Here is a 24,204-nt window from a genome sequence, read left to right as displayed (position 1 = left end):
GTGTCCTTCTGACGTCGGTGCGGTGACACCTCACTGACGCCACGGACTCCGGCCCGCGTTACAGGGGCCGTCGGCGGAACCCCTAGACCGCCTCCGCCAGCGACAGCTTCACCGCGAAGCCCAGGAACGCCGCGCCCGCGCCCGCGGTGACACCCGCCTTGAGGCGGCGGCGGGAGCGGAAGACCGCCGCCAGCCGGGAGCCGCCGAAGATCAGGAGCGTCAGGTAGGCGAGGCTGAACAGCTGCGCCCACAGACCGAGGACGAGGAAGGCCAGAGCGGGCTTGCCGTACGCCGGATCCACGAACTGGACGAAGAAGGAGACGAAGAACAGGATCGCCTTCGGGTTCAGCAGGCTCACCCCGAACGCCCGCCGGAACGGCCGCTCCATGCGCTGCCCTTCACCACCCGCCGCCTGTGCCAGCCGCGCGCCCCGCTCGCGCCACAGCCGCCACGCCCCCCGCAGCATCCCGATCGCCAGCCACGACAGATAGCCGGCGCCCGCGAACTTCACCACGGCGAACGCCGCCGGGCTGGTCTGCAGCAGGGAGGCGACCCCGCCCGCGGAGAGCACCATCAGCACCGTGTCGCCGCACATCACCCCGCCGACCGCGCGATAGGCGGGGCGGACCCCGCGGCGGGCGGCGACGGACAGGACGTACAGCGAGTTCGGCCCGGGCAGCAGGACGATCAGGGCCAGGCCCGCGAGGTACGTCGGGAGATCGGTGACACCAAACATGGGGTCAGGGTGACATCCGGGGCAGGCGGGTTCGAAACGGGTTTCGCTATCCGGACGCCAGCCGCCGCCGTACGTCGGCGTCGAGCTTGGCCAGCAGCCCGACCAGGGTCTCCCGCTCCCCGGCCGTCAGCCCGGCGACCAGGGACGCCTCCCGGCCCAGCACCTGGTCCACGGACCGCTCGATCAGCTCGTGTCCCGGTGTGGTGAGCGTCACCACGACCGTCCGCCGGCCGGTGCCGCCCGGCGAGCGCCGCACCAGCCCCTGCGCCTCGGCGCGGGCCACGCGCTGGGAGACCGCGCCGGCGGTGACGAGGGTGCGCTCGGCGATCTCCCGGGTGGTCAGGGCGTACGGGGGGCCGCCGCGGCGGATCACGGAGAGCAGGTCGAGGGTCGCGGCGTCGATGCCGGCGGCGCGCAGGACGCGGACGCGGTCGTCGGAGAAGAGCTTGGCCAGGCGCCAGAGGGGGGTGACGATCTCAATGGAGTCGGTCGGGGTGCCCGGCCGCTCGCGCCGCCAGGCGGCGGCGATGTCGGCGGCGGGGTAGGGGGCCGGCTGCTGGTCGTCCATGGTCACCCTTGCGTTCGGTTCCGCACTCGGCTTACGTTTAGGTCTAAACGTAGCAGTGGAACGGAACGTCTGGAGAGTCCCATGCCCCGCACCGTGCTGGTCACCGGAGGTTCGAGCGGCCTGGGCCGCGCCGTCGCCGAACGGTTCGCCGCCGAGGGCGCCTCGGTGCTGATCACCGGGCGGCGCGCCGAGGTCGTCGAGCGGACGGCGAAGGAGCTGGGCGTCGGGGCCGCCGTGTGCGATGCGACCGACCCCGTACAGGTGGCCGGCCTGGCGGCGCGGCTGCCGGAGCTGGACGTATTGGTCAACGCGGCCGGCGGACTCCCGGAGTCCGACGGCTCGGGCACCCCGCTGGAGGCGCTGCTCGCCCAGTGGCGCTCCAGCCTGGCCCAGAACCTGCTGGGCGCCGTCCTCACCACGACGGCCCTGCACGACGCCCTGACGGCGGGCGGCGGCGGCTCGGTGATCAGCATCGGCTCGATCGGCGCGGAGCGGCGCGGCGGCTCGTACGGCGCGGCGAAGGCGGCGCTCGCGGCGTGGAACGCGACGTACTCCGCGGAGGCGGGGCCGCTCGGCGTCACCAGCAACGTGATCGCGGCCGGCTATGTGGCGGGCACGGAGTTCTTCCGCGGCGCGATGACCGAGGAGCGGCACGCGGCGCTGCTCGCGGAGACGCACGACAAGCGCGCGGGGACCCCGGCGGACATCGCGGAGACGGCGTACTTCCTCGCCTCCGCCGGGGCCCGGCACATCACCGGCCAGACCGTCCACGTCAACGGCGGTGCGTTCACGACGCGCTGAACACCTCCGCGGCCTGCGGCTTTCCGGTCGGTGGCGGACACGCCAACACCGCCTGTACAGAAGGGAATCACCCTGGTGGCCCTTGATCGGCGGGCGCCCCTGACGGAAGGTGGAAGCCGCCGATGCGTGGAGGTCAGGAATGTCGAAGGTCGCGCTGGTGACCGGGGGAAACCAGGGGCTCGGGTTAGCCCTCGTACGCCGGTTGTGCCTGCGGCTCGGGGAGGGCGGCGTCGTCCACCTCGGGGCCCGTGACCGTGAACGCGGGGAGGCCGCCGTAGAGCTGCTGCGGGCCGAAGGGCTGCGGCCCCGGCTGCGGTTGATCGACGTGACGGACCCCGCCGGGGTGCGGGAGGCGGCCGACGCCATCCGCGCGGAACACGGCGGCATCGACATCGTGCTGTCCAACGCCGCCGCCCGTATCTCCCCCGGCGTTCCCGCCGCCCAGCAGGTGCGCGGCTTCGTCGACACCAACAACCACGGCACCACGCGGATGATCGAGTCCTTCGCCCCGCTGCTGCGCGACGGCGGCCGGTTCGTCGTCGTGGCCAGCTTCTTCGGCACGCTGGGGCAGCTCGACGAGCGGCTGCGCCCGCGGTTCCGGGAGGCCGGGAGCCTGGCGGAGGTCGACCGGGTCATGGCGGAGTACGTCGACGCCGTCGAGGCCGGGACCGCGGCGGAGGCCGGCTGGCCCGACTGGATCAACATCCCGTCCAAGGTCGCCCAGGTGACGTCGGCCCGGCTGCTGGCCCGCGAGCTGGCGCCGGTCGCGCGCTCCCGCGACCTGGTCGTGAACGCGGTGTGCCCGGGGCTGGTGGACACGGCCGCCTCCCGGCCCTGGTTCAGCGACATGTCGCAGGCCCTGACGCCGGACGCGGCGGCGGCCGACGTGATCTGGCCGGCCACGCTGCCGGCGGGGGAGACGGAGCCGTACGGTGAGCTGGTTCAGTACCGGAAGATCGTTCCGTACGAGGCGTGAAGGTCGTTGCGTACGAGGCGTGAAGATCGTTTCCGTATGGAGCGTGATGTCGTTCGTCACGACGGCGTCGCGAAACGTGGAGGGGAAGACCGTATGACAGAGATCAGCTCCCGGCCGGTGGGGCATGTCCGGGGCGGACGTGCCGAGGTGTTCGACGACGCCTGGGGGGAGGTGGCGGCCGTCATCGAGCTCGACGCGGAGCGGTTCGGGCCGGAGGCGGCGTACGGGCTGGACTCCTTCTCGCACGTCGAGGTCGTCTACCACTTCGACCGGGTGCCGGAGGAGAAGATCGAGACGGGCGCCCGGCATCCGCGCGGCAACACGGACTGGCCGCTGATCGGCATCTTCGCCCAGCGCGGCAAGAACCGCCCGAACCGGCTCGGCGTCTCCCGCTGCCGGCTGCTGAAGGTCGAGGGCCTGCGGCTGTACGTCGAGGGGCTGGACGCGGTCGACGGCACGCCGGTGCTCGATGTGAAGCCGTACATGGCGGAGTTCGGGCCGCGGGGCGAGGTCGTACAGCCGGAGTGGGCGGGCGAGCTGATGCGGGAGTACTACTGACGCGGAGCCGTTCCCGGTACGTGACGGGGCGCCGCTTTCCGCACGTGCCGGGGTGCGCGCGTAGCGCGTCCCGTCACGCCGTGGCCTCCCGGGGCAGGCCCGTCCAGCGCAGGTCCGTCGGCAGATGGGTCATGTCGTTCAGGAGCAGCAGGGTCGCCGGGCGGTCCGGCATGTAACGGATCATGGTCACGGCCGCGTTGGCGTTGTTCAGGCCCAGCCAGCGCCAGGGGCGGGCGCCCATCGCGGCCCGGACCAGCCAGCCGATCAGGAAGTTGTGCGTGACCACCAGCTCGTGCCGCTCGGTGTCGCCGGCGACGGGCCCGGAGAAGCGCTCCAGCGCCTCGCGCGCGAGCCGCGGCCCGTCCCGGCGCTCCTCGGCCGACGCGCCCTCGAGGAAGGTGAGATAGCGGTCGGCGGACTTCGCGGGCAGCTCGTCGCGGCTGGGGAAGTACGGCACGTAGTCCCCGGCCGCCTCGTCGCACCGCACCGGGACGTCGTCCAGCTCGCCCGCCACCAGCCGCGCCGTCTGCCGCGCCCGCTCCAGCGGACCGTGGTGGACGGCGTCCAGCGGCACGTCGCGCAGCCGCCGCCCCAGCAGCTCCGCCTGCCACCGGCCGCGGTCGGTGAGCCCGCTCTCGTCGGCGAGCGCCTCGGCGTGCCGGACCAGATAGAGGTGACGGGTGGCCGCGGGGCGCCCCGCGGCGGCGGAGGTCTCGGCGGCGGCTGCCGTGGCGGTCATGTACGCGTGCTCCCCGGGTGGTGCTCGATCTTGGTCGTCCTGTACGGACGGACGCCCGGGGAGCGCGCGTGGTTCCCGTTACGCCGGGAGGTTCGCGATTGCGTGGTTACGCGTGGGGTGTTCCCCGGGACGGGGCGAGGGAGTCGCCGCTCACGCGGGCAGCCCCCAGCGCGCCGCCGGGGCGGCCGGTACGGGGGCGACGACCAGGTCCGGGTCGTCGCCGCGGGCGGTGATCACGGCCCGGGCGTGCCGTGGCAGGTCGATCCGGATCGTGCCCGGGGCGGTCTCCTCGTACGGCAGCGGCCTGCCGTCGCCGTCGCGCACGTCGACCGCGCCCTCGATGCCGTGGCGTACGACGCAGGGTTCGCCCGCCTCGCTGCGCAGGGCGACCCAGCGGGTGCGGCCGGCCTGCCGCGAGGCGCTGAGCAGGAAGGCGCCCTGGGTGCGGAAGTCGTGCACGGCCAGGTCCGGCCAGGCGGCGGGGACCGCGGGGAAGACGCGGATCACGCCGCCCCAGCTCTGGCAGACCATGTCGTGCAGCGACTGGGCTGCCGACAGCGGGGTCTCGATGACGGGGCCGGACTCCCGGTACATGGTGTTGGCCTGGATGAAGCGGCTCATCAGCTCGCCCAGGTACGCCAGCGCCTGGTCGCCGCGGCCCATCCCGGCGGAGATGGAGGCGGCGCCGGTGAACGTGTAGCCCTGGAGGGCGCCTTCGAAGCTGACCCAGTGGTCGAGGGAGGTCTCGATGAGCTCGCGCTGGGCGGGGTCCTCCCAGGTGATCTCGTACAGGGGGTAGATGGCGAGGAGGTGCGAGTAGTGGCGGTGGGACTTGGCGAAGGGGACGGTCGCGCCGATCATCAGGCCGTTCTCGTCCGTCGGGTACGGCGTGAGCTTGCGCAGGACCTCGCGCCAGCGGTCGGCGAGGGGGTCGGCGACGCCCAGCCTTTCGGATGAATCGAGAAGGGTCAGACAACCCCAGCGCAGCAACATGAGGTCGTAGTTGGTGTCGGGCGAGTTGCCGGAGGAGCCGCTGCCGCCGTACTCGGGGGAGTAGGTGGCGGGGAGGTGGAGCCTGCCGTCCGGTCCCGGGGTGAGGAAGTGGAGGTAGTAGTTGACGGCCTTGCGGAGCAGGGGGAAGAGGACATCGCGCAGGATGGCGATATCCATGGTGTGGCGGTAGCTGAGCCAGACGTTGTGCAGGGCCCAGGTGAGGTTGCCGACCTCCGGGGAGGGCGGGTCCTGGCCGGGGATGCCGCAGGGATAGCCGGAGGCGTCGGCGGGGTTGCCGGCGCCGTTGCGCAGCCGGGCGTCGGTGGTACGGGCGATGCCGGCCGAGTCGGCGCGGTAGGACTCGACGAGGATCTCGTCGCTGAGGGTCTGGCGGTACTCGCCCAGCGAGCGGGTCACGGCGTCGAGTTCGAGGTGGTTGGAGCCGTGGATCAGCCAGTACTCGAGCTGGACGTTCAGGTTCCACCAGGTGTTGGGCCAGGGGGTCGGCTCCAGCCAGGGGCCGCAGGTGGCCATCGGGGGCGCGTCGGCGCGGGCGGCGGCGGCCGTCTTGTAGAGCTGGATCCAGTAGAAGGACTGCATCCGGGCGTCGGGAAGGGAGAGGAAGGACTTGCGGTAGTACGCGTGCCACCAGGGCCGGTGGGTGGCGGCGAGGGCCTCGTAGTCGAGTACGGCGGCGTCCCGTACGGCCTTCAGCGCGCGGCCGAGGGCGGTCGTGGCCGGGTGGGAGTGGGCGACGTTGACGTACAGGGTGCGACGGGGTCCCCGGGCGCTCTCGCGCCAGGCGGTGACGTGCTGCCCGCCGGCGGTGAGGGGCTGGACGGCGGCGTGCACACCGTCGTACTCCCCGAGCTGCGCGGGCGGGTTGGCGGCGTAGCCGGCGGGCAGCGGACGGGACGCGGCGCGGGGGCTGATCGCCACGGCGGGGTGGAACACCCAGCCGAAGTCCCGCTCGCCGGCGCTCGCTTCGATCTCCACCGCCATGACGGAACGCGAGTTGTGGACCAGTGCCCGCAGCGTGAGCGTGCCGGCGTCGGTGGTGACGGTGCCGGTGAGCTCGGCGTCCTGCAGCCGCAGCCGCCAGTCGACGCCGGTGATGGTGCCGACGGGCTCCAGGGTGAAGTACCCGATGGGCAGCCGCGCCAGCCCGAACAGCGCCCCGTGCTCGGGCCGGTGGTCCTGCACCTCGCTGTGCTGCACGTTGAACCGCACGGCGTTGCGACCGGGCTCGGCGTAGATCCCGGAGCCGAGATAGGCGTTGCCGAGGAAGGGCCCCTCGTACCAGGTCTTCGGCATCCGCTGCCAGACGAGATCGGCGTCGTCGAGAACGCGGGTCCAGGCTCCGCCGTCGGCGTCGATGTCGAGGACGCCATCGGCAGCGACCGCGGATGGGGCGACGGCGGGCACCGAGGCGGTGGCGGCGGCCGCGGCGGCGGTGACGGTGAACGCTCTGCGGGTTAGGTCGGTCACGCTGATGCCTCCGGTGTGAGTTCGGGGAACTCACACCGAGCGTGCAGCAAGCGCTTGTCGGATGGAAGGGGTTGACCCCGGAAACCTCCGATGAAATCGCCGAGTTCCGTGGGCGGCAACGCCCCCGGGCCCCCCGAGCGGCGGATTCCTCGGATGTCATCGCCCGATCCGTCGACCCCGCGCGCTGCGGTTGCGCCGGCTGCCGCAGATCGGCGCTGCGCGCCTCGTCCTCAAACGCCGGACGGGCTGGGGTGGTGCTGCGGTCCCGCTGGAAGCGTCCGGTAGCGCTGGCGCCTGCGGCGCGATTCGGCGCTCTGCGCCTCAGTCCTCAAACGCCGGACGGGCTGACGGGGTGGTCCGGCCCCGTGGAAACGTCCGGTCCCGGTGGCGCCTACGGCGCAGTTCGGCGCTGCGCGCCTCAGTCCTCAAGCGCCGGACGGGCTGTGGGGTGTTGCGGTCGTGCTGCGTGGTGCGCTGCGGCGCGGTTCGGCGCTTCGCGCCTCAGTCCCGACGGTCAGCGGAGCCTGACGCTCAGCGGTCTCGATCAACAGCGTGCCGCCGGGGGCTGTCGGCGGTCGGCCGGTGTGGTGGCGCTGGCTCCGCCTCGCTGCGCGGTGGCTGATGCGACCGGGCCGCTCCGCCGGCGCTCCGCCGAGGAATGCCGATGGCGGGCCGGTATGGGTGGACCGACTCCGCCGCGCTACGCCGGCAAAAGCGTCCCCTTCCAGGCCGACCGGCATTGATCCAGCCTGACCGGCATTCACCCAGCCTGATCAGCATTCACCCAGCCTGATCAGCATTCACCCAGAATGACCGGAATCATCCAGCGTGACCGGCCCCTTTCCAGCCCGTCCGGCGTTTGAGGACTTCGGGCGAAGCCCGAAGCGCGTCAGCCGGCGCGACCGCACCTCCAGCCCGTCCGGCGTTTGAGGACTGAGGCGCGGAGCGCCGAATCGCGCCGCAGGCGCCAGCGGGACCGGACGTTTCCAGCGGGGCCGGACCACCCCCCCCCAGCCCGTCCGGCGTTTGAGGACTGAGGCGCGGAGCGCCGAATCGCGCCGCAGGCGCCAGCGCAAACCGCACCCCGCAGCGCGACCCGCTGTGATGTTGATCACTACGAAAGCGCACCGAGCGTGCACAACCCTGCGCGAATGACCGGTTTGCCGCCCCGCCCCGACGCCCGCCAGGGCTCTCGCGGGCGAGACGCCCCCTGTCCCTGTCGCACCCGATCCCTAACATCTCCGCACAGGTTCCCCGTTCAACTTCCGGCGGGGGTTCGCAGCTTCACCAGGTCAGAGAGGTACTCCCGCTGATGAGACGCCGACTCCTGCACGCGGCGGCCGCCGTGGCCGCCGTCACCGCCCCCGCACTGCTGCTCGCCTCCGCACCCGCGCTCGCGGACACGCTGGCCGCCCCGGCCGACACGGCCGGCATGCAGACCTACGCGGAGCTGGAGCAGGCCGCCGCCGACGCGGCGCAGGCGTACGAAGAGGCGGTCGCCTCCCAGAAGGCCCTGCTGGACGAGCTCAAGGCGCTGGAGGAGGACACGCACCCGCTGAAGGCGGCCGTGCTCTCCGCCCAGCAGGCGGTCCTGGACGCGGCCGAGGAGAAGGCCACCGCGGACAAGGCGGTCGAGGACGCCCGGACCCGGCTGGAGGAAGCCGCGGACGACGCGGCGAAGGCCGAGGCGCAGAAGGCCCTCGACGAGGCGGAGGCCGCCGCCGCGACCGCCGCCGGGAAGAAGGATGCCGCGGACGCCGCCCTCGAGGCCGCCCAGGAGGCGCTGACGGAGGCGCGTATCAAGACCGCCCGGGACTACGAGCTGGGCAAGAAGCCGGAGGAGGCGGCCCGCCAGGCCAAGGAGCAGACCGCCGCCGCGCTCGCCGAGCGCAGGGAGTGCGCCCGCCTGACCGGCCTGACGACCCTCGCCGAGGGGCTCCCCTCCCGGATCAACGCGGGTACGACGACCGACTTCACGGTCCACATCGTCAACGGCACGGCGCGCACGCTCACGGTGGACCCGCTGTTCCTCATCACCCTGCGCGCCACCGCCGAGCGGGACCACATGAAGGTGCAGTGGTCGTACGGATCAGGGTGGACGGAGTTGGACCGGGGCAACCGCCTGGAGACCATCAGCCCCGTCAAGCCCGGCGACCGGCGCGACGTGAAGATCCGCCTCACGGTGGACGACGAGGCGACCACCGGCGCGGAGGGCATCGCCCTGCTGGCCGCCGACGCCTCCGACGCGTACAACCCGTGCCTCCTGGGCCCGATGAAGAGCTACGCGTTCAAGGTCGCGGCCGCGGGCACCGACACGGGCGGCGTCGACGACGCCGAGCCCGGCGACGTCCCCGACGAGGACCGCCCGCGCCCCGGGGACGAGCAGCCGGACACCTCCACCCAGGGCGACCGGGAGACCCCCGTGGACACCGAGGGCGACCTGGCCGAAACGGGCGCCTCCTCGGCCCTGCGCCCGCTGGCCCTGACGAGCCTCGCCGCGGCGGCCCTCGGTACGGGAGCCGTCATCGCGGTGCGCCGACGCCGCACCTCGGCGAACTGACGGACCACCTCCCGGAGCACCCTTCACCCACCCCGGCGGGGGGTGCTTCGGCCGGGGTACGCCACCCCTCAGGGCCGGCGGCAGGGGAGAAGGCTCAGGGCCACACCAGGCAGTTCAGGCTCACACCAGGCAGTTCAGGGCCACACCAGGCAGTACAGCTGGTGCCCCGCGTCGTGCAGCCGCTCCGCGAAGTCCTGCCACTCGTGCAGCATGCGGTACACCTCGAACGCGTCCCGCGGACCCCCGCGATCCGGGACCGTCGACCAGATGAACGCCGCCGCGCCGACCGTCTCCTCGCCGATGCCGCGCAGGGGGTCGACCACCGTCATGGGGAGCTTGACCACCGCGTAGTCGGGGTGGAGGACCACCAGCTCCAGCGGCGGGACCTTGTGCAGGGGTATGCCCTCGATGCCCGTGAGGACCATCGCCGCCATCGTCTCGGGCTTGATCTTGGAGAAGAGGCCGCCCTGGCCCAGTTCGTCGCCGCCGAGCTCGTCCGGGCGCATCGAGATCGGGACGCGCGCCGCCGTCGCCCCGTCGGGGGCTCCGAAGTAGCGGTACGTCACGCCCATGCGGCCGCCCCTGCTCACACTCGTGGCGTCCGAGTCGCGCCGATGGCGGCCAGGCTTGGAACGTCGGGGACCTCGGTCCTCCGTGCCCTCGCCGACTTCGCCACCGCGATGCATATCTCCACCCGACCGCTCTTTCTCAGGCAACGCTTCCCCCGTCGCGCGCAACCCGATCATCGTCTCAGAGACATCCCCAGCGCTGCGACCCTGAAACACCAGGACCCTGAAACACCCCGCCCGGGATTCGTCCGCGGCTCTGAGAAACTGGGCTGCGTGACTTACTCGTACCAGGCTCCAGTCTCGCAGACGCTCTTCGACCGCGCGGCCGTCGTGACCCCAGGCGGGGTCAACTCTCCGGTCCGCGCCTTCCGTGCCGTGGGGGGAACGCCCCGTTTCATGGTGTCCGGTACGGGTCCGTATCTGACCGACGCCGACGGCCGGGAGTACGTCGACCTCGTGTGCTCCTGGGGACCCATGATCCTCGGCCACGCACACCCCGAGGTGATCGCCAGGGTGCAGAAGGCCGTGGCCCGCGGCACCTCCTTCGGCACCCCCGGACAGGGCGAGGTCGAGCTCGCCGAGGAGATCGTTTCCCGTATCGCCCCCGTTGACCAGGTGCGACTGGTCTCCAGCGGGACCGAGGCGACGATGTCCGCGATCCGGCTCGCCCGCGGGTTCACGGGACGCGCCAAGGTGATCAAGTTCGCCGGGTGTTACCACGGTCACGTGGACGCGCTGCTGGCCGCGGCCGGTTCCGGCGTCGCCACGTTCGGGCTCCCCGACACTCCCGGCGTCACCGGCGCGCAGGCGGGTGAGACGATCGTACTTCCGTATAACGATTTGGCATCCGTGGGCGCGGCGTTCGAGGCGCACCCCGGCGAGATCGCCTGCGTGATCACCGAGGCGTCCCCCGGCAACATGGGCGTCGTCCCGCCCGGCCCCGGCTTCAACCAGGGACTGAAGGACCTGTGCGCCGCGAACGGCGCGCTGTACATCTCCGACGAGGTCATGACCGGCTTCCGTACGTCGAAGGCCGGCTGGTACGGCGTCGACGGCGTGGCCCCCGACCTGATGACCTTCGGCAAGGTCATGGGCGGCGGCTTCCCCGCGGCCGCGTTCGGCGGGCGGGCGGACGTCATGGCGTACCTCGCGCCCGCCGGGCCCGTGTACCAGGCGGGCACGCTGTCCGGTAACCCCGTCGCCACCGCCGCCGGGCTCGCGCAGCTGCGGCTGCTGGACGACGCGGCGTACGAGAAGGTCGACGCGGTGTCCCGGGAGATCCAGGGGCTGGTGGGCGAGGCGCTCACCAAGGAGGGCGTCGCCCACCGGCTGCAGACGGCGAGCAACATGTTCTCTGTCTTCTTCACCGACCAGCCGGTCACCGACTTCGCCGAGGCCAAGACGCAGGAGGCGTTCCGCTTCACCGCCTTCTTCCAGTCGATGCTCGCGAACGGCGTCTACCTGCCGCCGTCCGCCTTCGAGTCCTGGTTCGTCTCGACCGCCCATGCCGATGATCCCGCCGCGATCGAGCGGATCGCCGCCGCCCTCCCTGCCGCGGCGCGCGCCGCCGCGGAAGCCACGGCTGAATGATGGAGCCCATGAAGAAGCAGGACACGGACATCACGGTTGTGCACCTCATGCGCCACGGTGAGGTGCACAACCCCGACGGGGTGCTGTACGGGCGCGCTCCCGGCTACCACCTCTCCGAGCTCGGGCGGCGGATGGCCGACCGGGTCGCGGACCATCTGGAGGGGCGGGACATCTCGTACGTCGTGTCCTCGCCGCTCGAGCGGGCGCAGGAGACGGCCGCGCCCGTCGCCAAGAGCCACGGGCTGGACATCGCCACCGACGAGCGGCTCATCGAGGCGGGGAACGTCTTCGAGGGCAAGACCTTCGGGGTCGGCGACGGGGCGCTGCGCAAGCCGGGGAACTGGCGGTACTTCACGAATCCGTTCCGGCCGTCGTGGGGGGAGCCGTACGTCGAGATCGTCGTGCGGATGATGGCCGCGCTCGACGCGGCCAGGGACGCGGCGCGCGGGCACGAGGCGCTGTGCGTGTCGCACCAGCTGCCGATCTGGACGGTGCGGAGCTTCGCCGAGAAGCGGCGGCTGTGGCACGACCCGCGGTCGCGGGAGTGCACGCTCGCTTCGCTCACCTCTTTCACGTACGAGGGTGACCGGATCGTGTCCGTGTCCTACAGCGAGCCGGCCCGCGACCTCGTGCCCGCGCATCTCCTCGCGGGGGCGCAACGGCGGCTCGGGCGCGGCGCGGTCCGCGGAGCGGCAAGCAACGCGCAGCCGCCACACGCGTAGCGCTCACCCCCGGGGGCCCGTGCCCCCGCCCCCCCACCGCTCGTGACCCCGCCCCTCCACCACCTGCACACCGCGCGCCCGGCCGTGGCCACCTTCCGCCGTCGGCCGGCGGTCCGGCCACGCCCACCCGTGCCGCCCTGCGGCACGCCTGCCCGCAGCCTGTGCGTTTCGGGTGTGCCCCGGGCCCCGGGTTGGCTGTGGTCGCGTCTGCGTCGCTCGGTGCGGTCCGGCTGCGCCCACCCGTGCCGCCCTGCGGCACGCCTGCCCGCAGCCTCGCGTCTCGCGCCGACCCGCAGGCCCGCAGCTTGTGCGCCTGGGGCGGTCACCCCGCGGGCCGTTGCGGGGCGCACCGCTGCGGGCGGCTGGGCCGCCAGGGGGCGGCACGGGCGGGCGCAGCGGCCCCGCACTCGAAGGGCCCGCCGTGACCAGCGGCTGTGCTGCGGCCCCGCACCCGAAGGGCCCGCCGTGACCAGCGGCTGTGCTGCGGCCCCGCACCGCGGGGTGCTCCGCAGGGGCCAGCCGCCGCGGGGCGCCGCGTGCGGGTTGGGCGTTGGGGGCGGGCCGAGACCGTAGCCTGGGCGGAGCCCGTGTGTGCTGACCCCGTCTTCACAACGGGCATCGCGGACGCACCCAGGGGGTGGCAAAGATCCCCCGTCGAGGCATGGGAAACTTTTCACATGATTTTCGCGAGGAGCCCCCACCGCCGCGCCACCGCGCTCTCCGCGCTGGCGCTGTGCGGCGCGCTCGCCCTCAGCGCCTGCTCCGGCGGCGGCGACACCAAGAGCAGCGGCGGCAACGACACGAAGTTCGTCGCCGGCACCGGCGAGATCACCACCGTCAAGGCCGCCGACCGCGTCGCCGTACCCGAGATCTCGGGCGAGACGACCGACGGCGAGCAGCTCAGCCTCGCCGACTACAAGGGCAAGGTCGTCGTCCTCAACGTATGGGGCTCGTGGTGCGCGCCCTGCCGCAAGGAGGCCCCGCACCTGAAGCAGGTCGCGGACGACACGAAGGACCTCGGCGTGCAGTTCGTCGGGATCAACACCCGGGACCTCGACGTGGCCAACGCCCAGGCCTTCGACCGGACGTACAAGATCGACTACCCGAGCCTGTACGACCCCGCCGGGAAGCTCGTGCTGAAGTTCCCGAAGAACAGCCTCTCCCCGCAGGCCATCCCCTCCACGCTGATCATCGATCGCGAGGGACGGATCGCCGTACGCGCGCTCAAGAGCCTCAACGCCCTGGAGCTGCGCGCGGCGCTCGACCCGGTCATCGCCGAGAAGTGACCGGGGAGTGAGCGAGAGATGAACGAGACCGTCTTCAGCGGTGCCCTGCTGCTGGCCTTCCCCGTCGCCCTGTTCGGCGGGCTGGTCTCGTTCTTCTCGCCCTGCGTGCTGCCGCTCGTACCTGGCTATCTGAGCTATGTCACCGGCGTCAGCGGCACCGACATGGCCGAGGCCAAGCGCGGCCGCATGGTCGCCGGCGCGACCCTGTTCGTGCTGGGCTTCACCGCCGTGTTCGTCTCCGGCGGCGCCCTCTTCGGCGGCTTCGGCGGCACGCTGCTGGAGCACCGCGAGACGATCAACAAGGTGCTGGGGTCGCTGACCATAGTGCTCGGCATCGTCTTCATGGGCCTGCTGCCGAACGTCGGGCAGCGCGAGTTCCGGTTCCACCGGAAGCCCGCCGTGGGTCTGGCCGGCGCGCCGATGCTGGGCGTCGTCTTCGGCATCGGCTGGACGCCCTGCATCGGGCCGACGCTCACCGCCGTACAGACGCTCGCCCTCTCCGAGGGCAGCGCCGGCCGCGGGGCGCTGCTCACCGCGGCGTACTGCCTGGGTCTTGGCGTGCCGTTCATCGTCACGGCCGTCGCGTTCCGCCGTGCGCTGGGCGCCTTCGCCTGGGTCAAGCGGCACTATGTCTGGGTGATGCGGATCGGCGGCGGCATGCTCGTCGCGGTCGGCGTCCTGCTGGTCACGGGGGGCTGGGACCGGATCGTGTACGAGATGACGGTCTGGTCGTCGAACTTCACCGTTGGGGTCTGATACGGCATGTCCACCACTGACGAGCGCGAGCTGACCGACGCCGCGTCGCAGCTCTCCACCGCCCCCGTCGAGGACGGCGCCGAGCAGCCCGCGCCCGGGCTGTCGCCGGGCAGGGAGATCGTCGCCTGGACCCGCTGGTTCTGGCGCCAGCTCACCTCGATGCGGGTGGCGCTGATCCTGCTGTTCCTGCTCTCGCTGGGCGCGATCCCGGGCTCGCTGATCCCGCAGAACGCCGTGGACGAGAGCAAGGTCGCCGCCTTCCGGCAGAAGCACGAGACCCTCGCGCCCCTCTACGACAAGCTGCAGCTGTTCGACGTCTACAGCTCGGTGTGGTTCTCCGCGATCTACATCCTGCTGTTCGTCTCCCTGGCCGGCTGCATCGTCCCGCGCTCCTGGCAGTTCGTCGGCCAGCTGCGCGCCCGCCCGCCCAAGGCCCCCGGCCGGCTGAACCGGCTGCCCGCGTACGCCACCTGGCGCACGGACACGGAGCCGGAGGAGGTGCTCCAGGCCGCGCGGCAGACGCTGCGGAAACGTCGCTTCCGGTCGTACACCGCGGGCGACGCGGTCTCCGCGGAGAAGGGCTATCTGCGCGAGGCCGGCAACCTCCTCTTCCACGTGGCGCTGTTCCTGCTGCTCATCGCCTTCGCCGTCGGCCGGCTCTTCCAGGTCGAGGGCGGCAAGCTGATCGTCGAGGGCGACAGCTTCTCCAACACGCTCACCCAGTACGACTACTACAAGGAGAGCGTGTACGGCGCCGGGGACCGGGAGTCCTTCGGCTTCACCCTGGACAAGTTCACCGCCCGCTACCAGAAGACCGGCCCGCAGAAGGGCACCCCCCGCGTCTTCCGCGCCGACATCACGTACTGGCAGGGCGACGGGCCGGGGAAGAAGACCACGATCGAGGTCAACAAGCCCCTCGTCGTCAACGGCACCAAGGTCTGGCTGCTCAGCAACGGCTACGCCCCCGTCGTCACCGTCAAGGACGGCAAGGGGAACATCGCCTTCCGCGGCCCGGTCGCCATGATCCCGATGGAGAAGAAGAACCTCTCCTCGCAGGGCGCGATCAAGGTCCCCGACGCGGTCGGCAAGAACGGCAAGCAGAACCAGCTCGGCTTCCAGGGCTTCCTGATGCCGACGTTCATCAAGGGCTCGGGCCAGATGGCCTCGCAGTTCCCCGAGCTGCTCAACCCGCGGCTGCTGCTCACCGCCTACCAGGGCGACCTGGGGCTCGACGACGGCACGCCGCAGAACGTGTACCAGCTCGACACCTCGAAGCTGAAGCAGTTCAAGGACAAGGACGGCCAGCCGTTCGCCCAGTCCCTCGGTGTCGGCGACACCCTCACCCTGCCCGACGGCGCCGGCACGCTCACCTTCGACGGCGTCAAGCCCTGGGCCACCTTCAAGATCTCCAAGCAGTACGGCAACGGGTGGGCCCTCACCGGCGCACTCACGGCCATCGCCGGCCTGGCCGGCTCCCTGTTCATCCAGCGCCGCCGGGTCTGGGTGCGGGCGCGGCGCGACGAGGACGGCGCCACGGTCGTCGAACTCGCGGGCCTCGGCCGCAGCGAGAGCGCCAAGCTCCCGGAGGAGCTGGCCGACCTCGCCGTGAAGCTGCAGACCACCGCACCGCCCAGCCCCGAATCCGCCCCCGAGTCCGAGTCCGGAGAGTCCGGAGCGTCCGCAGAAGGAGCGCGAGCGTGACCAGCATCGCTGCCGCGACCAACGAGAACCTCGCTGACATCAGCAACTACCTGATCTATTCGGCGATGGCGGTCTACACCCTCGCCTTCATCGCCCACATCGCCGAGTGGGTCTTCGGCAGCCGCAGCCGCGTCGCCACGACGTCGGCGGCGCTGACCGGCGCCACGGCGGCCGCGCCCGCCGTCGCCGTACAGGTGAAGAAGGCCGGCTCCACCACGGTCCTGGAGCGCCCCGCGGTCGTCACCAAGCCCGCGTCCGGCGCGCGCGACGCCGAGGACGGGCCGGGAGCGGCCGGCGGCAGCGAGCGGGGCGACCTCTACGGCCGGATGGCCGTCTCGCTCACCACGCTGGCGTTCCTGCTGCACGCCGGTTCGGTGCTCTCCCGCGGGCTGTCGGTGGAGCGCGCCCCGTGGGGCAACATGTACGAGTTCTCCACCACCTTCTCGATGGTGATCGTCGGCGCGTACCTGGTGCTCCTCGCCCTGCGCAAGAACATCCGCTGGATCGGCCTGCCGCTGGTCACCACGGTGCTGCTGGACCTCGGCCTCGCGGTCGCCGTCCTCTACACCGACAGCGACCAGCTCGTCCCCGCGCTCGACTCGATCTGGCTGTGGATCCACGTCTCGCTCGCCATCTCCTGTGGCGCGCTGTTCTACCTCGGCATGGTCGCCACGGTCCTCTACCTATTCCGCGACCGCTACGAGGCCAAGCTCGCGGACCCGGCCGGCCCGCAGCCCGGCGACTTCGCGAAGTCCGTGCTCTCCCGGCTGCCCGCCGCGGCGTCCCTCGACAAGTTCGCGTACCGCATCAACGCGGCGGTCTTCCCCTTCTGGACCTTCACCATCGTGGCCGGCGCGATCTGGGCGGAGAACGCCTGGGGCCGCTACTGGGGCTGGGACCCCAAGGAGGTCTGGTCCTTCATCACCTGGGTCGCCTACGCCTGCTACCTGCACGCCCGCGCCACGGCCGGCTGGAAGGGCCGCAAGGCGGCGTACCTCGCGATCGTCGCGTTCCTGTGCTTCCTCTTCAACTACTACGGGGTCAACCTGTTCGTGACCGGGCTGCACTCGTACGCCGGGGTCTGATCCCCGGGGATTTCTTCGCCGAATCCGGGAACCGTCCCCCGCCCGCGGACAGTAAGGGGCGTGGGGACGATACTCCGGGAGCAGATCAGGGCGGGGGACGCCGAGGCGTTCGGCCGTCTCTTCGACGACCATGCGCGGTCCGTGTACAACCACGCGTACCGGCTGACGGGTCACTGGGCGGAGGCCGAGGAGGCCGTCTCGCTCACCTTCCTCGAAGCCTGGCGGCTGCGTGAGCGCGTCGAGCCCGAGGGCGGCTCACTGCGCCCCTGGCTGCTGGGCATCGCCACCAACACGGTGCGCAACCGCTGGCGCGCGGCACGCCGCCACGCCGCCGCGATGGAACGGCTGCCCCGGGACCCGGGGGCGGTGCCCGACTTCGCGGAGGAACTCGTCGGCCGGATCGACGACCGGTTGCGCCTCGACGTCGTGCGCCAGGTGCTGGCCAAGCTGCGCACGGCCGAGCGCGAGGTCTTCGTGCTGTGCGTCTGGTCGGCGCTGAGTTACGAGGAGACCGCCGAGGCCCTCGCCATCCCCATCGGCACGGTGCGCTCCCGCCTCTCCCGGGCCCGCCGCAAGCTGGAGGCGGAGGTGCAACGGCTGCTGGTGCCACCGCCGGAACCCCCGGAGCCCCGCGGACAGAAAAGAGGCAGCCGCCGTCCGGCGGCCCGGCCCGAACCGGAGGGAAACCGATGAGCGCGGTCCCGCCACCCCCCGAGCGTGATCTTCCCGAGGGCCGTCGACACGTCCTGAGGGAGCACCTGATGAGCGAGATCCTCCAGACGGAACCCCAGCCCGCTGTCCCGCGCCTGCGCCGCCCGGCGTTCATGGCCCCGCTGCTCGCTGCGGCGCTGACGGCGGCGGTCGTCGCGGGCGTCACCCTGGCCGGCGATCACGACAACCGCCCGGCGCGGCCGGGGTACGGCACGGGTTCGCAGATTCCCGAGCCGCCGACCGTGACACCGAGCCTGCCGGAGCGCTCGCTGCCGGCCGACCCGCCGGGGCCCCAGGACGACCACTTCATCTGGGTCAACACCCAGCTCGACAACTTCCTCGACAGCGCCTCACAGGCGGCGTGCCCGCCCGTCTCCGACAGCGTGCCCTCCGAACGGACGGACCAGTACCTCTCGGTGGACGGCAAGCACACTGGACTGCTGCGGCAGTACGTCGAGACCGACGGCGGCGATTCGTATCGGATGGTGAGCGAGACCGACCTGGAGCCCGGCTCCACAGGGTTCCCCGGCACGTACCGGGACTGGCAGAAGCTGCCCGCGACCGCGGACGGGATGTTCCAGTACCTCTACGAGGCCGCTCCGACGGGTGAGTCCGGCACCGACGACACCGCCTGGCTGGCCGCGAAGATGATCGCCGAGCGGGCGTTGCTGGCCCCGAAGGAAGTGCGCGTGGCGCTCTACGCCGCCGCGGCCCGCATCCCTGGCGTCACCCTGATCGAGGACGCCGACGGCGGCGCGGGCCGGCGCGGGCCGGGACTGGCCAGGCTCATCGAGGACGGCAACACCCGTGAGGAGCTGGTCTTCGAGGCCGACTCGAAGCTCTACTACGGCAAGAACCTGTCCTTCGCCAAGGACGTGTACGACTACCCGAACGACGAGTCGAGCCGCCCCTGCCCCGTACAGCGTGGGTTCGTCTTCGAGCGGTGGTCGGTGCTGGACGTGATGCCGATGGACCGGGTGGCCCGGCCGCTCGGCTGAGCCCAGCCCCCGGGCCGGGCGTCAGGCCGGAGGCGGGACGCTGATCGCGTCCAGCTTCCCCCGCAGGTACACGTGCGAGTCCACCGGCCCGTACCCCACCCGCCCCGCGGGCGCGGGCACCGAGGACACCTGGGTGCCCGGATCGCACTCGTAGAAGTAGACCAGCGACATCAGCTCCTCCGCCGGCGAAGACGCCGGCGGAGGCAGCACGCGGTGGCGGCCCGAGCGCCAGCGGTCGCCCGTCCAGCGGGCCATCAGGTCGCCGATGTTCACCGTGAAGGCCGCCGGGTCGTACGGCGCGGACTGCCAGCCCTCCTCGTCGGTGTACACCTGCAGACCGCCCTCGCCGTCCTCCCGGTCCAGCACGGTCACCGTGCCGAAGTCCGTGTGCGGGCCGATGCGGAACTGGCCGGGTTCGGGGGCGCCCGTCACGTCGTGGGCCGGGTACCAGTTGATGTTGAACCCCCAGGTGGGGTGGCCGGTGTGGGCGGTGAAGAAGTCCGCCTCCTGGCCCAGCGCCACGCCCAGCAGCTCCAGCAGCAGGTCCGACAGCCGCCGCATCTCGGCCAGGTACGTCTCGACCAGCGGCCGCAGCCCCGGGACCTCCGCGGGCCAGCGGTTCGGCAGGAACCACTCCGCGTCGACCGCCGCGACGCCCGTCGGCTCGTACGCGGCGAAGGAGAACGACTCCTTCAGGTCCGGTGGCGTCTGCGTCCCCTCCGCGTAGCCGTTGGCCTCCGCGCCGGGGCCGAGCCAGCCCCGCTCGCCGACCGTCACCGCGTACGGCTGCTTGACCGGCTCCGGCAGCGCGAAGAACTCCCGCGCCGCGCTGCGGATCCCCGAGCGCAGCGCCGGATCGACGCCGTGGCCGGTGACCAGCAGGAAGCCCGCCGACTGCAGGGCCTCGTCCACGCGCGCGGCGACGCGCCCGCGCGCCGCCGCGTCGCCGGAGAACCAGGGGCCGAGGTCGATCGTGGGGACCGGCATCAGTCGCGCCGCCGCCGCTCGTCCTCCGGGCCGTCGTCCGGGCGCTGGTCCGGGTGCTGCTCCGGGCGGGTGTCCGGGCGCTTGTCCGGGTCCAGGGAGCGCAGGAAGTCCGGGTTGTCGTCCGGGGCGACCCAGCCGCCGCGCGAGCGCCCGCCGCCCCGGGAGGAGCCGGATCCGCCGGCCAGGGCCTCGCGGCGCGGCCGGCCGGCGATCAGCCAGGCGACGGAGCCGAAGAGCAGATAGCCGAAGAGCACGATGATGACGACCCAGGCGACCTTGGGCAGGTTGCGGACCTTGTCCTCGGGGGTGTTCAGACAGTCGATGAAGGCGTAGATCCACAGCGCCAGGACCACGAGGAACGGCAGAAACCTGAGCATGGTGCGGACCCCTTGCGTCGCGGTGGTGCGGGGCCGGGGGACGGCCCGGCGGTGCTACCACCAGGGTAACGGGGGCATGTGGCCGCAAATGGGGGTGTTCGCTCCGTTCAGCGCTGACCGGACGAGTCCTCGCCGCCCTCCCGGCGGCGCAGCTCATCCTCGCGGCGGCGCAGATCCGCCTCCCAGTCCTTCAGCAGCGACTCGTCCTTCTTGTTCTCCTCGCGCAGCGAGGCCAGGAACTCCGGATCGTCGTCCGGCGCCAGGGTCGGACCCGGGCGGTGGTTGCGGTGCCACTCCGCCGGCGTGCTGCCGCCCGCCGGGACCGGCCCGCGGTTCTTCCCGGCCACCAGCCAGGCGATCGAGCCCAGCATCGCGAAGAACAGGATGATCAGCACCCAGCCGACCTTCGGCAGATGCCTGACCTCCTCCTCCGGCGTGTTCAGGCAGTCGATGAAGGCGTAGATCCACAGCGCCAGGAACAGCAGATACGGGACGTACCGGATCACGTCGGAATCCCCCACGGCAAGAGACGGCGGGGCGCCAACGCCCCGATGACCGCGCCAGGTTAGCGGCTGGGCATGACAACCGTGCGCGGACTCCGCGGAGAAAGCCGGGGGCGCTGACGGGGGCCCGGGGGCCTCTGGCGGATACTTGCCCCTATGGCATACGACGATCTCCGCTCGCTGCTGCGGGCGCTGGAGCGCGACGGCGACCTCAAGCGGATCAAGGCCGAGGTGGACCCGTATCTGGAGGTCGGCGAGATCACCGACCGGGTCAACAAGGCCGGCGGCCCCGCCCTCCTCTTCGAGAACGTCAAGGGCTCGGCGATGCCGCTGGCCATGAACGTCTTCGGCACCGACCGCCGGCTGCTGAAGGCGCTGGGCCTCACGTCGTACGCCGATATCAGCGACAAGATCGGCGGCCTGCTGAAGCCCGAGCTGCCGCACGGCTTCACCGGGGTGCGGGAGGCGTTCGGCAAGCTGGCCGGGATGACGCACGTACCGCCGAAGAAGGTGAAGGACGGCCCCGTCCAGGAGGTCGTGCTGCAGGGCGACGACGTCGACCTCGACGCGCTGCCCGCGCTCTTCACCTGGCCCCAGGACGGCGGCTCGTTCTTCAACCTCGGGCTGACCCACACCAAGCACCCCGAGACGGGCATCCGCAACCTCGGCCTGTACCGGCTGCAGCGGCACGACCGCAACACCATCGGCATGCACTGGCAGATCCACAAGGACAGCCGCAACCACTACCAGGTGGCCGCTCGCAAGGGAGAGCGGCTGCCGGTCGCGATCGCGTTCGGCTGCCCGCCCGCCGTCACGTACGCCTCGACGGCGCCGCTGCCCGGCGACATCGACGAGTACCTGTTCGCGGGCTTCGTCGCGGGCAAGCGGATCGAGATGGTCGACTGCAAGACGGTCCCGCTGCAGGTCCCGGCGCAGGCGGAGGTCGTGCTGGAGGGCTGGCTGGAGCCCGGCAAGACGCTTCCGGAGGGTCCCTTCGGCGACCACACCGGCTTCTACACGCCGCAGGAGCCGTTCCCGGCGCTGACCATCGACTGCGTGACGATGCGCAAGCGGCCGCTGCTCCAGTCCATCGTCGTCGGCCGGCCGCCGACGGAGGACGGCCCGCTGGGGCGGGCGACGGAGCGCTTCTTCCTCCCCCTGCTGAAGATCATCGTGCCGGACATCGTGGACTACCACCTGCCCGAGGCGGGCGGCTTCCACAACTGCGCGATCGTCTCGATCGACAAGAAGTACCCCAAGCACGCGCAGAAGGTCATGCACGCGATCTGGGGCGCGCACATGATGTCGCTGACCAAGCTGATCGTGGTGGTCGACGCGGACTGCGACGTCCACGACCTGCACGAGGTCGCCTGGCGGGCGCTGGGGAACGTGGACTACTCCCGGGACATGTCGGTCGTCGAGGGTCCCGTGGACCACCTCGACCACTCGTCGTACCAGCAGTTCTGGGGCGGCAAGGCGGGCATCGACGCGACGGCGAAGTGGCCCGAGGAGGGCTACACGCGGGACGGGGGGTGGCCGGAGATGGTGGTGTCGGATCCGGACACCGCGGACCTGGTCAGCCGGCGCTGGAAGGAGTACGGACTGTGATGGCCGCCGCCTCCGCGCAACCCGCCCCGGTCACCGGGGGCAGGGTCAAGCCCTTCCTGCGGCTGGTGATGATCGAGCACTCGGTCTTCGCGCTGCCCTTCGCGTACATCGCCGCGCTCACCGCGATGTTCCTCCAGGGCGACGGGACCGTCGAGTGGTGGACGCTGCTGCTCGTCACCATCGCGATGGTCGGCCTGCGCACCTTCGCCATGGCCTGCAACCGGATCATCGACCGGGAGATCGACGCCCGTAACCCGCGGACGGCCGGCCGGGAGATCCCGAGCGGGGTCGTGTCCGTACGGTCGGCGTGGACGGGCGCGCTGATCGCCCTGGCGTTCTTCCTGGGCTCGGCCGCGCTGCTCAACCCCCTGTGCTTCTTCCTCTCCCCGCTCGCCGTGGTCCCGATGGTGGTCTATCCGTACGGGAAGCGCTTCACGAACTTCCCGCACGCCATCCTGGGCCTGGCCCAGTCGATGGGCCCGATCGGCGCGTGGATCGCGGTGACGGGGGAGTGGTCCTGGGACGCGGTGATCCTGGGCGTGGCGGTCGGCGTCTGGATCGGCGGCTTCGACCTGATCTTCGGCTGCCAGGACGTCGCCGCGGACCGCGCGGAGGGCGTGAGGTCCGTCCCGGCCCGCTTCGGCATCGCGGCGGCGCTCTACGGGGCCCGGGCGTGCCACGTCGTGACCACGGCGCTGCTGGTCTGGTACGCGCTGGCCACGGACGCGGGCGGGTTCTTCTGGTTCGGCCTGGTGATCGTGGCCGGGGCGTTCCTGTACGAGCACTCGATCGTGAAGCCGGGCGACCTGTCCCGGCTGAACCGGGCGTTCTTCACGGTGAACGGCTTCATCGGCATCGCGCTCTTCGTGTGCGCGCTGGTGGACCTGATGGTGCGGGGGCTGGGGCTCTAGGGCTGCTCCTGGCCTGCCCTAGGCCGCCGGGGCCGGCGGTCTTCCGCGGCCCTTGCGGTCGCTGAAGTAGAACGCCGCCGCCACGCCGCCCAGCAGGCCGAAGAGGTGGCCCTGCCACGACACCATCTGGTTCGTCGGCAGGACGCCCCACAGGATCGAGCCGTACAGGACGGCCACCACCACGCCGATCAGGACGTCCGTGATCCGGCGGTCGACGAAGCCGCGCACCAGGAGATAGCCGAACAGGCCGAAGACGACGCCGGAGGCGCCGGCCGTGTTGGAGTTGTCCGGGGCGACCAGCCAGACGCCCAGACCGCTGGCGAGCGTGATCATCAGGACGACGCCGAGGAACCGCCGCGTCCCGCTCAGCGCCGCAGCCAGGAAGCCCAGCACGAGCAGCGGCAGGGTGTTCGCGGCGAGATGCTCGAAGCCGAAGTGCGTGAAGGCCGCCGGGATCACGTCCCGCAGCTCCGAGGCGTCACGCGGCTGGATGCCGAAGGTGTCCAGCGCGCCGCCGGAGACGCGGTCGATGCTCTCCAGGATCCACAGCAGCGACACCCACACGATCATGAGCACGCCGGCCTGGCGTGCCCGCACCGCCGCCCCGCGCACGGCCGTCGACCCCGCGGGACGACGCGAGGAACCCCGGTCGCCGGGCGGGCCCGGCGATCCGGGGGCGCCATATGGTTCGTATGCCACCGAAGCCCCCTTCGGACAATGAGTCCCACCATAAGGAACGCTCGGTGGGTGCGCTTGGGTTCCGGCGGGGGGCGGCGGGCTCCGGCGGCTCCGGGACACCCTCTCAGCCCGTCCGGCGTCTGAGGACTGAGGCGCGGAGCGCCGAACCGCGCCGCAGGCGCCGGCGGGACTGGATGCTGCAGCGGGACCGCAGCACCACCCCAGCCCGTCCGGCGTTTGAGGACTGAGGCGCGGAGCGCCGAACCGCGCCGCAGGCGCCGGCGCGAACCGGAGCCTTCCGGC

Annotated in this window: 23 protein-coding genes; 14 read left to right on the top strand and 9 right to left on the bottom strand. The window is 72.0% G+C overall.

What is annotated here, in order from left to right:
* Positions 1-82: 82 nt before the first annotated feature.
* Positions 83-736 carry a leucine efflux protein LeuE gene (gene leuE, locus AB0M28_RS26170; RefSeq protein WP_365409722.1) on the bottom strand — a complete coding sequence of 218 codons (654 nt, stop codon included), beginning with the start codon at positions 734-736 and terminating at the stop codon, positions 83-85.
* 46 nt (positions 737-782) lie between these two features.
* Positions 783-1,304 carry a MarR family transcriptional regulator gene (locus AB0M28_RS26165; RefSeq protein WP_365409719.1) on the bottom strand — a complete coding sequence of 174 codons (522 nt, stop codon included), beginning with the start codon at positions 1,302-1,304 and terminating at the stop codon, positions 783-785.
* Positions 1,305-1,385: 81 nt separating this feature from the next.
* Here AB0M28_RS26165 and AB0M28_RS26160 point away from each other — a divergent pair, with 81 nt between their 5' ends.
* The 3 genes from AB0M28_RS26160 (at position 1,386) to AB0M28_RS26150 (ending at position 3,639) form a co-directional block, all read left to right on the top strand.
* Complete coding sequence (locus AB0M28_RS26160) at positions 1,386-2,105, top strand: SDR family oxidoreductase (protein WP_365409716.1); 720 nt, start codon at positions 1,386-1,388, stop codon at positions 2,103-2,105.
* A 139-nt stretch (positions 2,106-2,244) separates the two neighbouring features.
* Positions 2,245-3,081, top strand: a complete 837-nt coding sequence (locus AB0M28_RS26155; RefSeq protein WP_365409713.1) for an SDR family NAD(P)-dependent oxidoreductase — start codon at positions 2,245-2,247, stop codon at positions 3,079-3,081.
* Between the two features lie 93 nt (positions 3,082-3,174).
* The gene (locus tag AB0M28_RS26150) at positions 3,175-3,639 is read left to right on the top strand and encodes an SAM-dependent methyltransferase (protein ID WP_365409710.1); all 465 of its coding nucleotides are present in this window, start codon (positions 3,175-3,177) and stop codon (positions 3,637-3,639) included.
* Between the two features lie 73 nt (positions 3,640-3,712).
* Here the strand turns inward: AB0M28_RS26150 and AB0M28_RS26145 are convergent, their stop codons facing one another.
* Both AB0M28_RS26145 and AB0M28_RS26140 read right to left on the bottom strand, forming a co-directional pair.
* Positions 3,713-4,378: a histidine phosphatase family protein gene (locus AB0M28_RS26145; RefSeq protein WP_365409707.1), complete on the bottom strand. Its 666-nt coding sequence runs from the start codon at positions 4,376-4,378 to the stop codon at positions 3,713-3,715.
* Positions 4,379-4,528: 150 nt separating this feature from the next.
* Positions 4,529-6,685, bottom strand: a complete 2,157-nt coding sequence (locus tag AB0M28_RS26140; protein ID WP_365409795.1) for a glycoside hydrolase family 95-like protein — start codon at positions 6,683-6,685, stop codon at positions 4,529-4,531.
* A gap of 1,486 nt (positions 6,686-8,171) precedes the next feature.
* Between AB0M28_RS26140 and AB0M28_RS26135 the strand changes: the two genes are divergently transcribed.
* Positions 8,172-9,419, top strand: coding sequence for a hypothetical protein (locus tag AB0M28_RS26135; protein ID WP_365409704.1), 1,248 nt, complete (start codon positions 8,172-8,174; stop codon positions 9,417-9,419).
* 134 nt (positions 9,420-9,553) lie between these two features.
* Here the strand turns inward: AB0M28_RS26135 and AB0M28_RS26130 are convergent, their stop codons facing one another.
* On the bottom strand, positions 9,554-10,105 hold the full coding sequence (locus AB0M28_RS26130) for a hypothetical protein (protein WP_365409701.1): 552 nt from the start codon (positions 10,103-10,105) through the stop codon (positions 9,554-9,556).
* 156 nt (positions 10,106-10,261) lie between these two features.
* Between AB0M28_RS26130 and hemL the strand changes: the two genes are divergently transcribed.
* The 8 genes from hemL to AB0M28_RS26090 all read left to right on the top strand — a co-directional run bounded on the left by hemL (position 10,262) and on the right by AB0M28_RS26090 (position 18,837).
* Positions 10,262-11,578, top strand: a complete 1,317-nt coding sequence (gene hemL, locus AB0M28_RS26125) for a glutamate-1-semialdehyde 2,1-aminomutase (protein WP_365409698.1) — start codon at positions 10,262-10,264, stop codon at positions 11,576-11,578.
* Between the two features lie 8 nt (positions 11,579-11,586).
* The gene (locus AB0M28_RS26120; protein ID WP_365409695.1) at positions 11,587-12,300 is read left to right on the top strand and encodes a histidine phosphatase family protein; all 714 of its coding nucleotides are present in this window, start codon (positions 11,587-11,589) and stop codon (positions 12,298-12,300) included.
* A 677-nt stretch (positions 12,301-12,977) separates the two neighbouring features.
* A complete protein-coding gene (locus tag AB0M28_RS26115; RefSeq protein WP_365409692.1) occupies positions 12,978-13,586 on the top strand; it encodes a TlpA disulfide reductase family protein in 609 nt (202 codons plus the stop codon).
* Between the two features lie 18 nt (positions 13,587-13,604).
* The gene (locus AB0M28_RS26110; RefSeq protein WP_365409689.1) at positions 13,605-14,342 is read left to right on the top strand and encodes a cytochrome c biogenesis protein CcdA; all 738 of its coding nucleotides are present in this window, start codon (positions 13,605-13,607) and stop codon (positions 14,340-14,342) included.
* Positions 14,343-14,348: 6 nt separating this feature from the next.
* On the top strand, positions 14,349-16,043 hold the full coding sequence (locus AB0M28_RS26105) for a cytochrome c biogenesis protein ResB (RefSeq protein WP_365409686.1): 1,695 nt from the start codon (positions 14,349-14,351) through the stop codon (positions 16,041-16,043).
* Positions 16,040-17,128 carry a c-type cytochrome biogenesis protein CcsB gene (gene ccsB / locus AB0M28_RS26100; protein ID WP_365409683.1) on the top strand — a complete coding sequence of 363 codons (1,089 nt, stop codon included), beginning with the start codon at positions 16,040-16,042 and terminating at the stop codon, positions 17,126-17,128. The genes AB0M28_RS26105 and ccsB overlap by 4 nt, the downstream gene beginning before the upstream one ends.
* Before the next feature lie 60 nt (positions 17,129-17,188).
* A complete protein-coding gene (locus tag AB0M28_RS26095) occupies positions 17,189-17,821 on the top strand; it encodes an RNA polymerase sigma factor (RefSeq protein WP_365409680.1) in 633 nt (210 codons plus the stop codon).
* Positions 17,818-18,837, top strand: coding sequence for a CU044_5270 family protein (locus AB0M28_RS26090; RefSeq protein ID WP_365409678.1), 1,020 nt, complete (start codon positions 17,818-17,820; stop codon positions 18,835-18,837). The genes AB0M28_RS26095 and AB0M28_RS26090 overlap by 4 nt, the downstream gene beginning before the upstream one ends.
* Before the next feature lie 21 nt (positions 18,838-18,858).
* Here the strand turns inward: AB0M28_RS26090 and AB0M28_RS26085 are convergent, their stop codons facing one another.
* From AB0M28_RS26085 to AB0M28_RS26075, 3 genes are all read right to left on the bottom strand, one after another.
* Positions 18,859-19,824: a 2-oxoglutarate and iron-dependent oxygenase domain-containing protein gene (locus AB0M28_RS26085; protein WP_365409675.1), complete on the bottom strand. Its 966-nt coding sequence runs from the start codon at positions 19,822-19,824 to the stop codon at positions 18,859-18,861.
* Positions 19,824-20,201 carry a PLDc N-terminal domain-containing protein gene (locus tag AB0M28_RS26080; protein ID WP_365409672.1) on the bottom strand — a complete coding sequence of 126 codons (378 nt, stop codon included), beginning with the start codon at positions 20,199-20,201 and terminating at the stop codon, positions 19,824-19,826. The genes AB0M28_RS26085 and AB0M28_RS26080 overlap by 1 nt, the downstream gene beginning before the upstream one ends.
* A gap of 107 nt (positions 20,202-20,308) precedes the next feature.
* Positions 20,309-20,707 (bottom strand): PLD nuclease N-terminal domain-containing protein, encoded by a 399-nt coding sequence (locus tag AB0M28_RS26075; RefSeq protein WP_365409670.1) that lies wholly within the window; start codon positions 20,705-20,707, stop codon positions 20,309-20,311.
* Between the two features lie 153 nt (positions 20,708-20,860).
* Between AB0M28_RS26075 and AB0M28_RS26070 the strand changes: the two genes are divergently transcribed.
* Together AB0M28_RS26070 and mqnP are read left to right on the top strand one after the other, a co-directional pair.
* Positions 20,861-22,312, top strand: coding sequence for a menaquinone biosynthesis decarboxylase (locus AB0M28_RS26070; RefSeq protein WP_365409667.1), 1,452 nt, complete (start codon positions 20,861-20,863; stop codon positions 22,310-22,312).
* Positions 22,312-23,223, top strand: coding sequence for a menaquinone biosynthesis prenyltransferase MqnP (gene mqnP / locus AB0M28_RS26065; protein WP_365409664.1), 912 nt, complete (start codon positions 22,312-22,314; stop codon positions 23,221-23,223). The genes AB0M28_RS26070 and mqnP overlap by 1 nt, the downstream gene beginning before the upstream one ends.
* A gap of 18 nt (positions 23,224-23,241) precedes the next feature.
* On the opposite strand, the gene AB0M28_RS26060 is transcribed toward mqnP, so the two are convergent.
* The gene (locus AB0M28_RS26060; RefSeq protein ID WP_365409792.1) at positions 23,242-23,793 is read right to left on the bottom strand and encodes a rhomboid family intramembrane serine protease; all 552 of its coding nucleotides are present in this window, start codon (positions 23,791-23,793) and stop codon (positions 23,242-23,244) included.
* Positions 23,794-24,204 lie beyond the last annotated feature (411 nt).

This window comes from Streptomyces sp. NPDC051940, assembly GCF_040680895.1.
In the GTDB taxonomy this organism is placed as follows: domain Bacteria; phylum Actinomycetota; class Actinomycetes; order Streptomycetales; family Streptomycetaceae; genus Streptomyces.
Note: the sequence above shows the minus strand (reverse complement) of the source record. Positions and strands in the feature narration are given on the sequence as shown.

Excerpts from the sequence above, each read along its gene's own strand:
- leuE (WP_365409722.1), bottom strand. The coding sequence starts at position 736 with ATGTTTGGTGTCACCGATCTCCCGACGTACCTCGCGGGCCTGGCCCTG.
- AB0M28_RS26165 (WP_365409719.1), bottom strand. The coding sequence starts at position 1,304 with ATGGACGACCAGCAGCCGGCCCCCTACCCCGCCGCCGACATCGCCGCC.
- AB0M28_RS26160 (WP_365409716.1), top strand. The coding sequence starts at position 1,386 with ATGCCCCGCACCGTGCTGGTCACCGGAGGTTCGAGCGGCCTGGGCCGC.
- AB0M28_RS26145 (WP_365409707.1), bottom strand. The coding sequence starts at position 4,378 with ATGACCGCCACGGCAGCCGCCGCCGAGACCTCCGCCGCCGCGGGGCGC.
- mqnP (WP_365409664.1), top strand. The coding sequence starts at position 22,312 with ATGGCCGCCGCCTCCGCGCAACCCGCCCCGGTCACCGGGGGCAGGGTC.
- AB0M28_RS26140 (WP_365409795.1), bottom strand. The coding sequence starts at position 6,685 with ATGCCGAAGACCTGGTACGAGGGGCCCTTCCTCGGCAACGCCTATCTC.
- AB0M28_RS26150 (WP_365409710.1), top strand. The coding sequence starts at position 3,175 with ATGACAGAGATCAGCTCCCGGCCGGTGGGGCATGTCCGGGGCGGACGT.
- AB0M28_RS26115 (WP_365409692.1), top strand. The coding sequence starts at position 12,978 with ATGATTTTCGCGAGGAGCCCCCACCGCCGCGCCACCGCGCTCTCCGCG.
- AB0M28_RS26110 (WP_365409689.1), top strand. The coding sequence starts at position 13,605 with ATGAACGAGACCGTCTTCAGCGGTGCCCTGCTGCTGGCCTTCCCCGTC.
- AB0M28_RS26120 (WP_365409695.1), top strand. The coding sequence starts at position 11,587 with ATGAAGAAGCAGGACACGGACATCACGGTTGTGCACCTCATGCGCCAC.
- AB0M28_RS26135 (WP_365409704.1), top strand. The coding sequence starts at position 8,172 with ATGAGACGCCGACTCCTGCACGCGGCGGCCGCCGTGGCCGCCGTCACC.
- AB0M28_RS26130 (WP_365409701.1), bottom strand. The coding sequence starts at position 10,105 with ATGCATCGCGGTGGCGAAGTCGGCGAGGGCACGGAGGACCGAGGTCCC.
- AB0M28_RS26105 (WP_365409686.1), top strand. The coding sequence starts at position 14,349 with ATGTCCACCACTGACGAGCGCGAGCTGACCGACGCCGCGTCGCAGCTC.
- AB0M28_RS26090 (WP_365409678.1), top strand. The coding sequence starts at position 17,818 with ATGAGCGCGGTCCCGCCACCCCCCGAGCGTGATCTTCCCGAGGGCCGT.
- AB0M28_RS26070 (WP_365409667.1), top strand. The coding sequence starts at position 20,861 with ATGGCATACGACGATCTCCGCTCGCTGCTGCGGGCGCTGGAGCGCGAC.
- AB0M28_RS26080 (WP_365409672.1), bottom strand. The coding sequence starts at position 20,201 with ATGCTCAGGTTTCTGCCGTTCCTCGTGGTCCTGGCGCTGTGGATCTAC.
- AB0M28_RS26155 (WP_365409713.1), top strand. The coding sequence starts at position 2,245 with ATGTCGAAGGTCGCGCTGGTGACCGGGGGAAACCAGGGGCTCGGGTTA.
- AB0M28_RS26085 (WP_365409675.1), bottom strand. The coding sequence starts at position 19,824 with ATGCCGGTCCCCACGATCGACCTCGGCCCCTGGTTCTCCGGCGACGCG.
- AB0M28_RS26060 (WP_365409792.1), bottom strand. The coding sequence starts at position 23,793 with ATGATCGTGTGGGTGTCGCTGCTGTGGATCCTGGAGAGCATCGACCGC.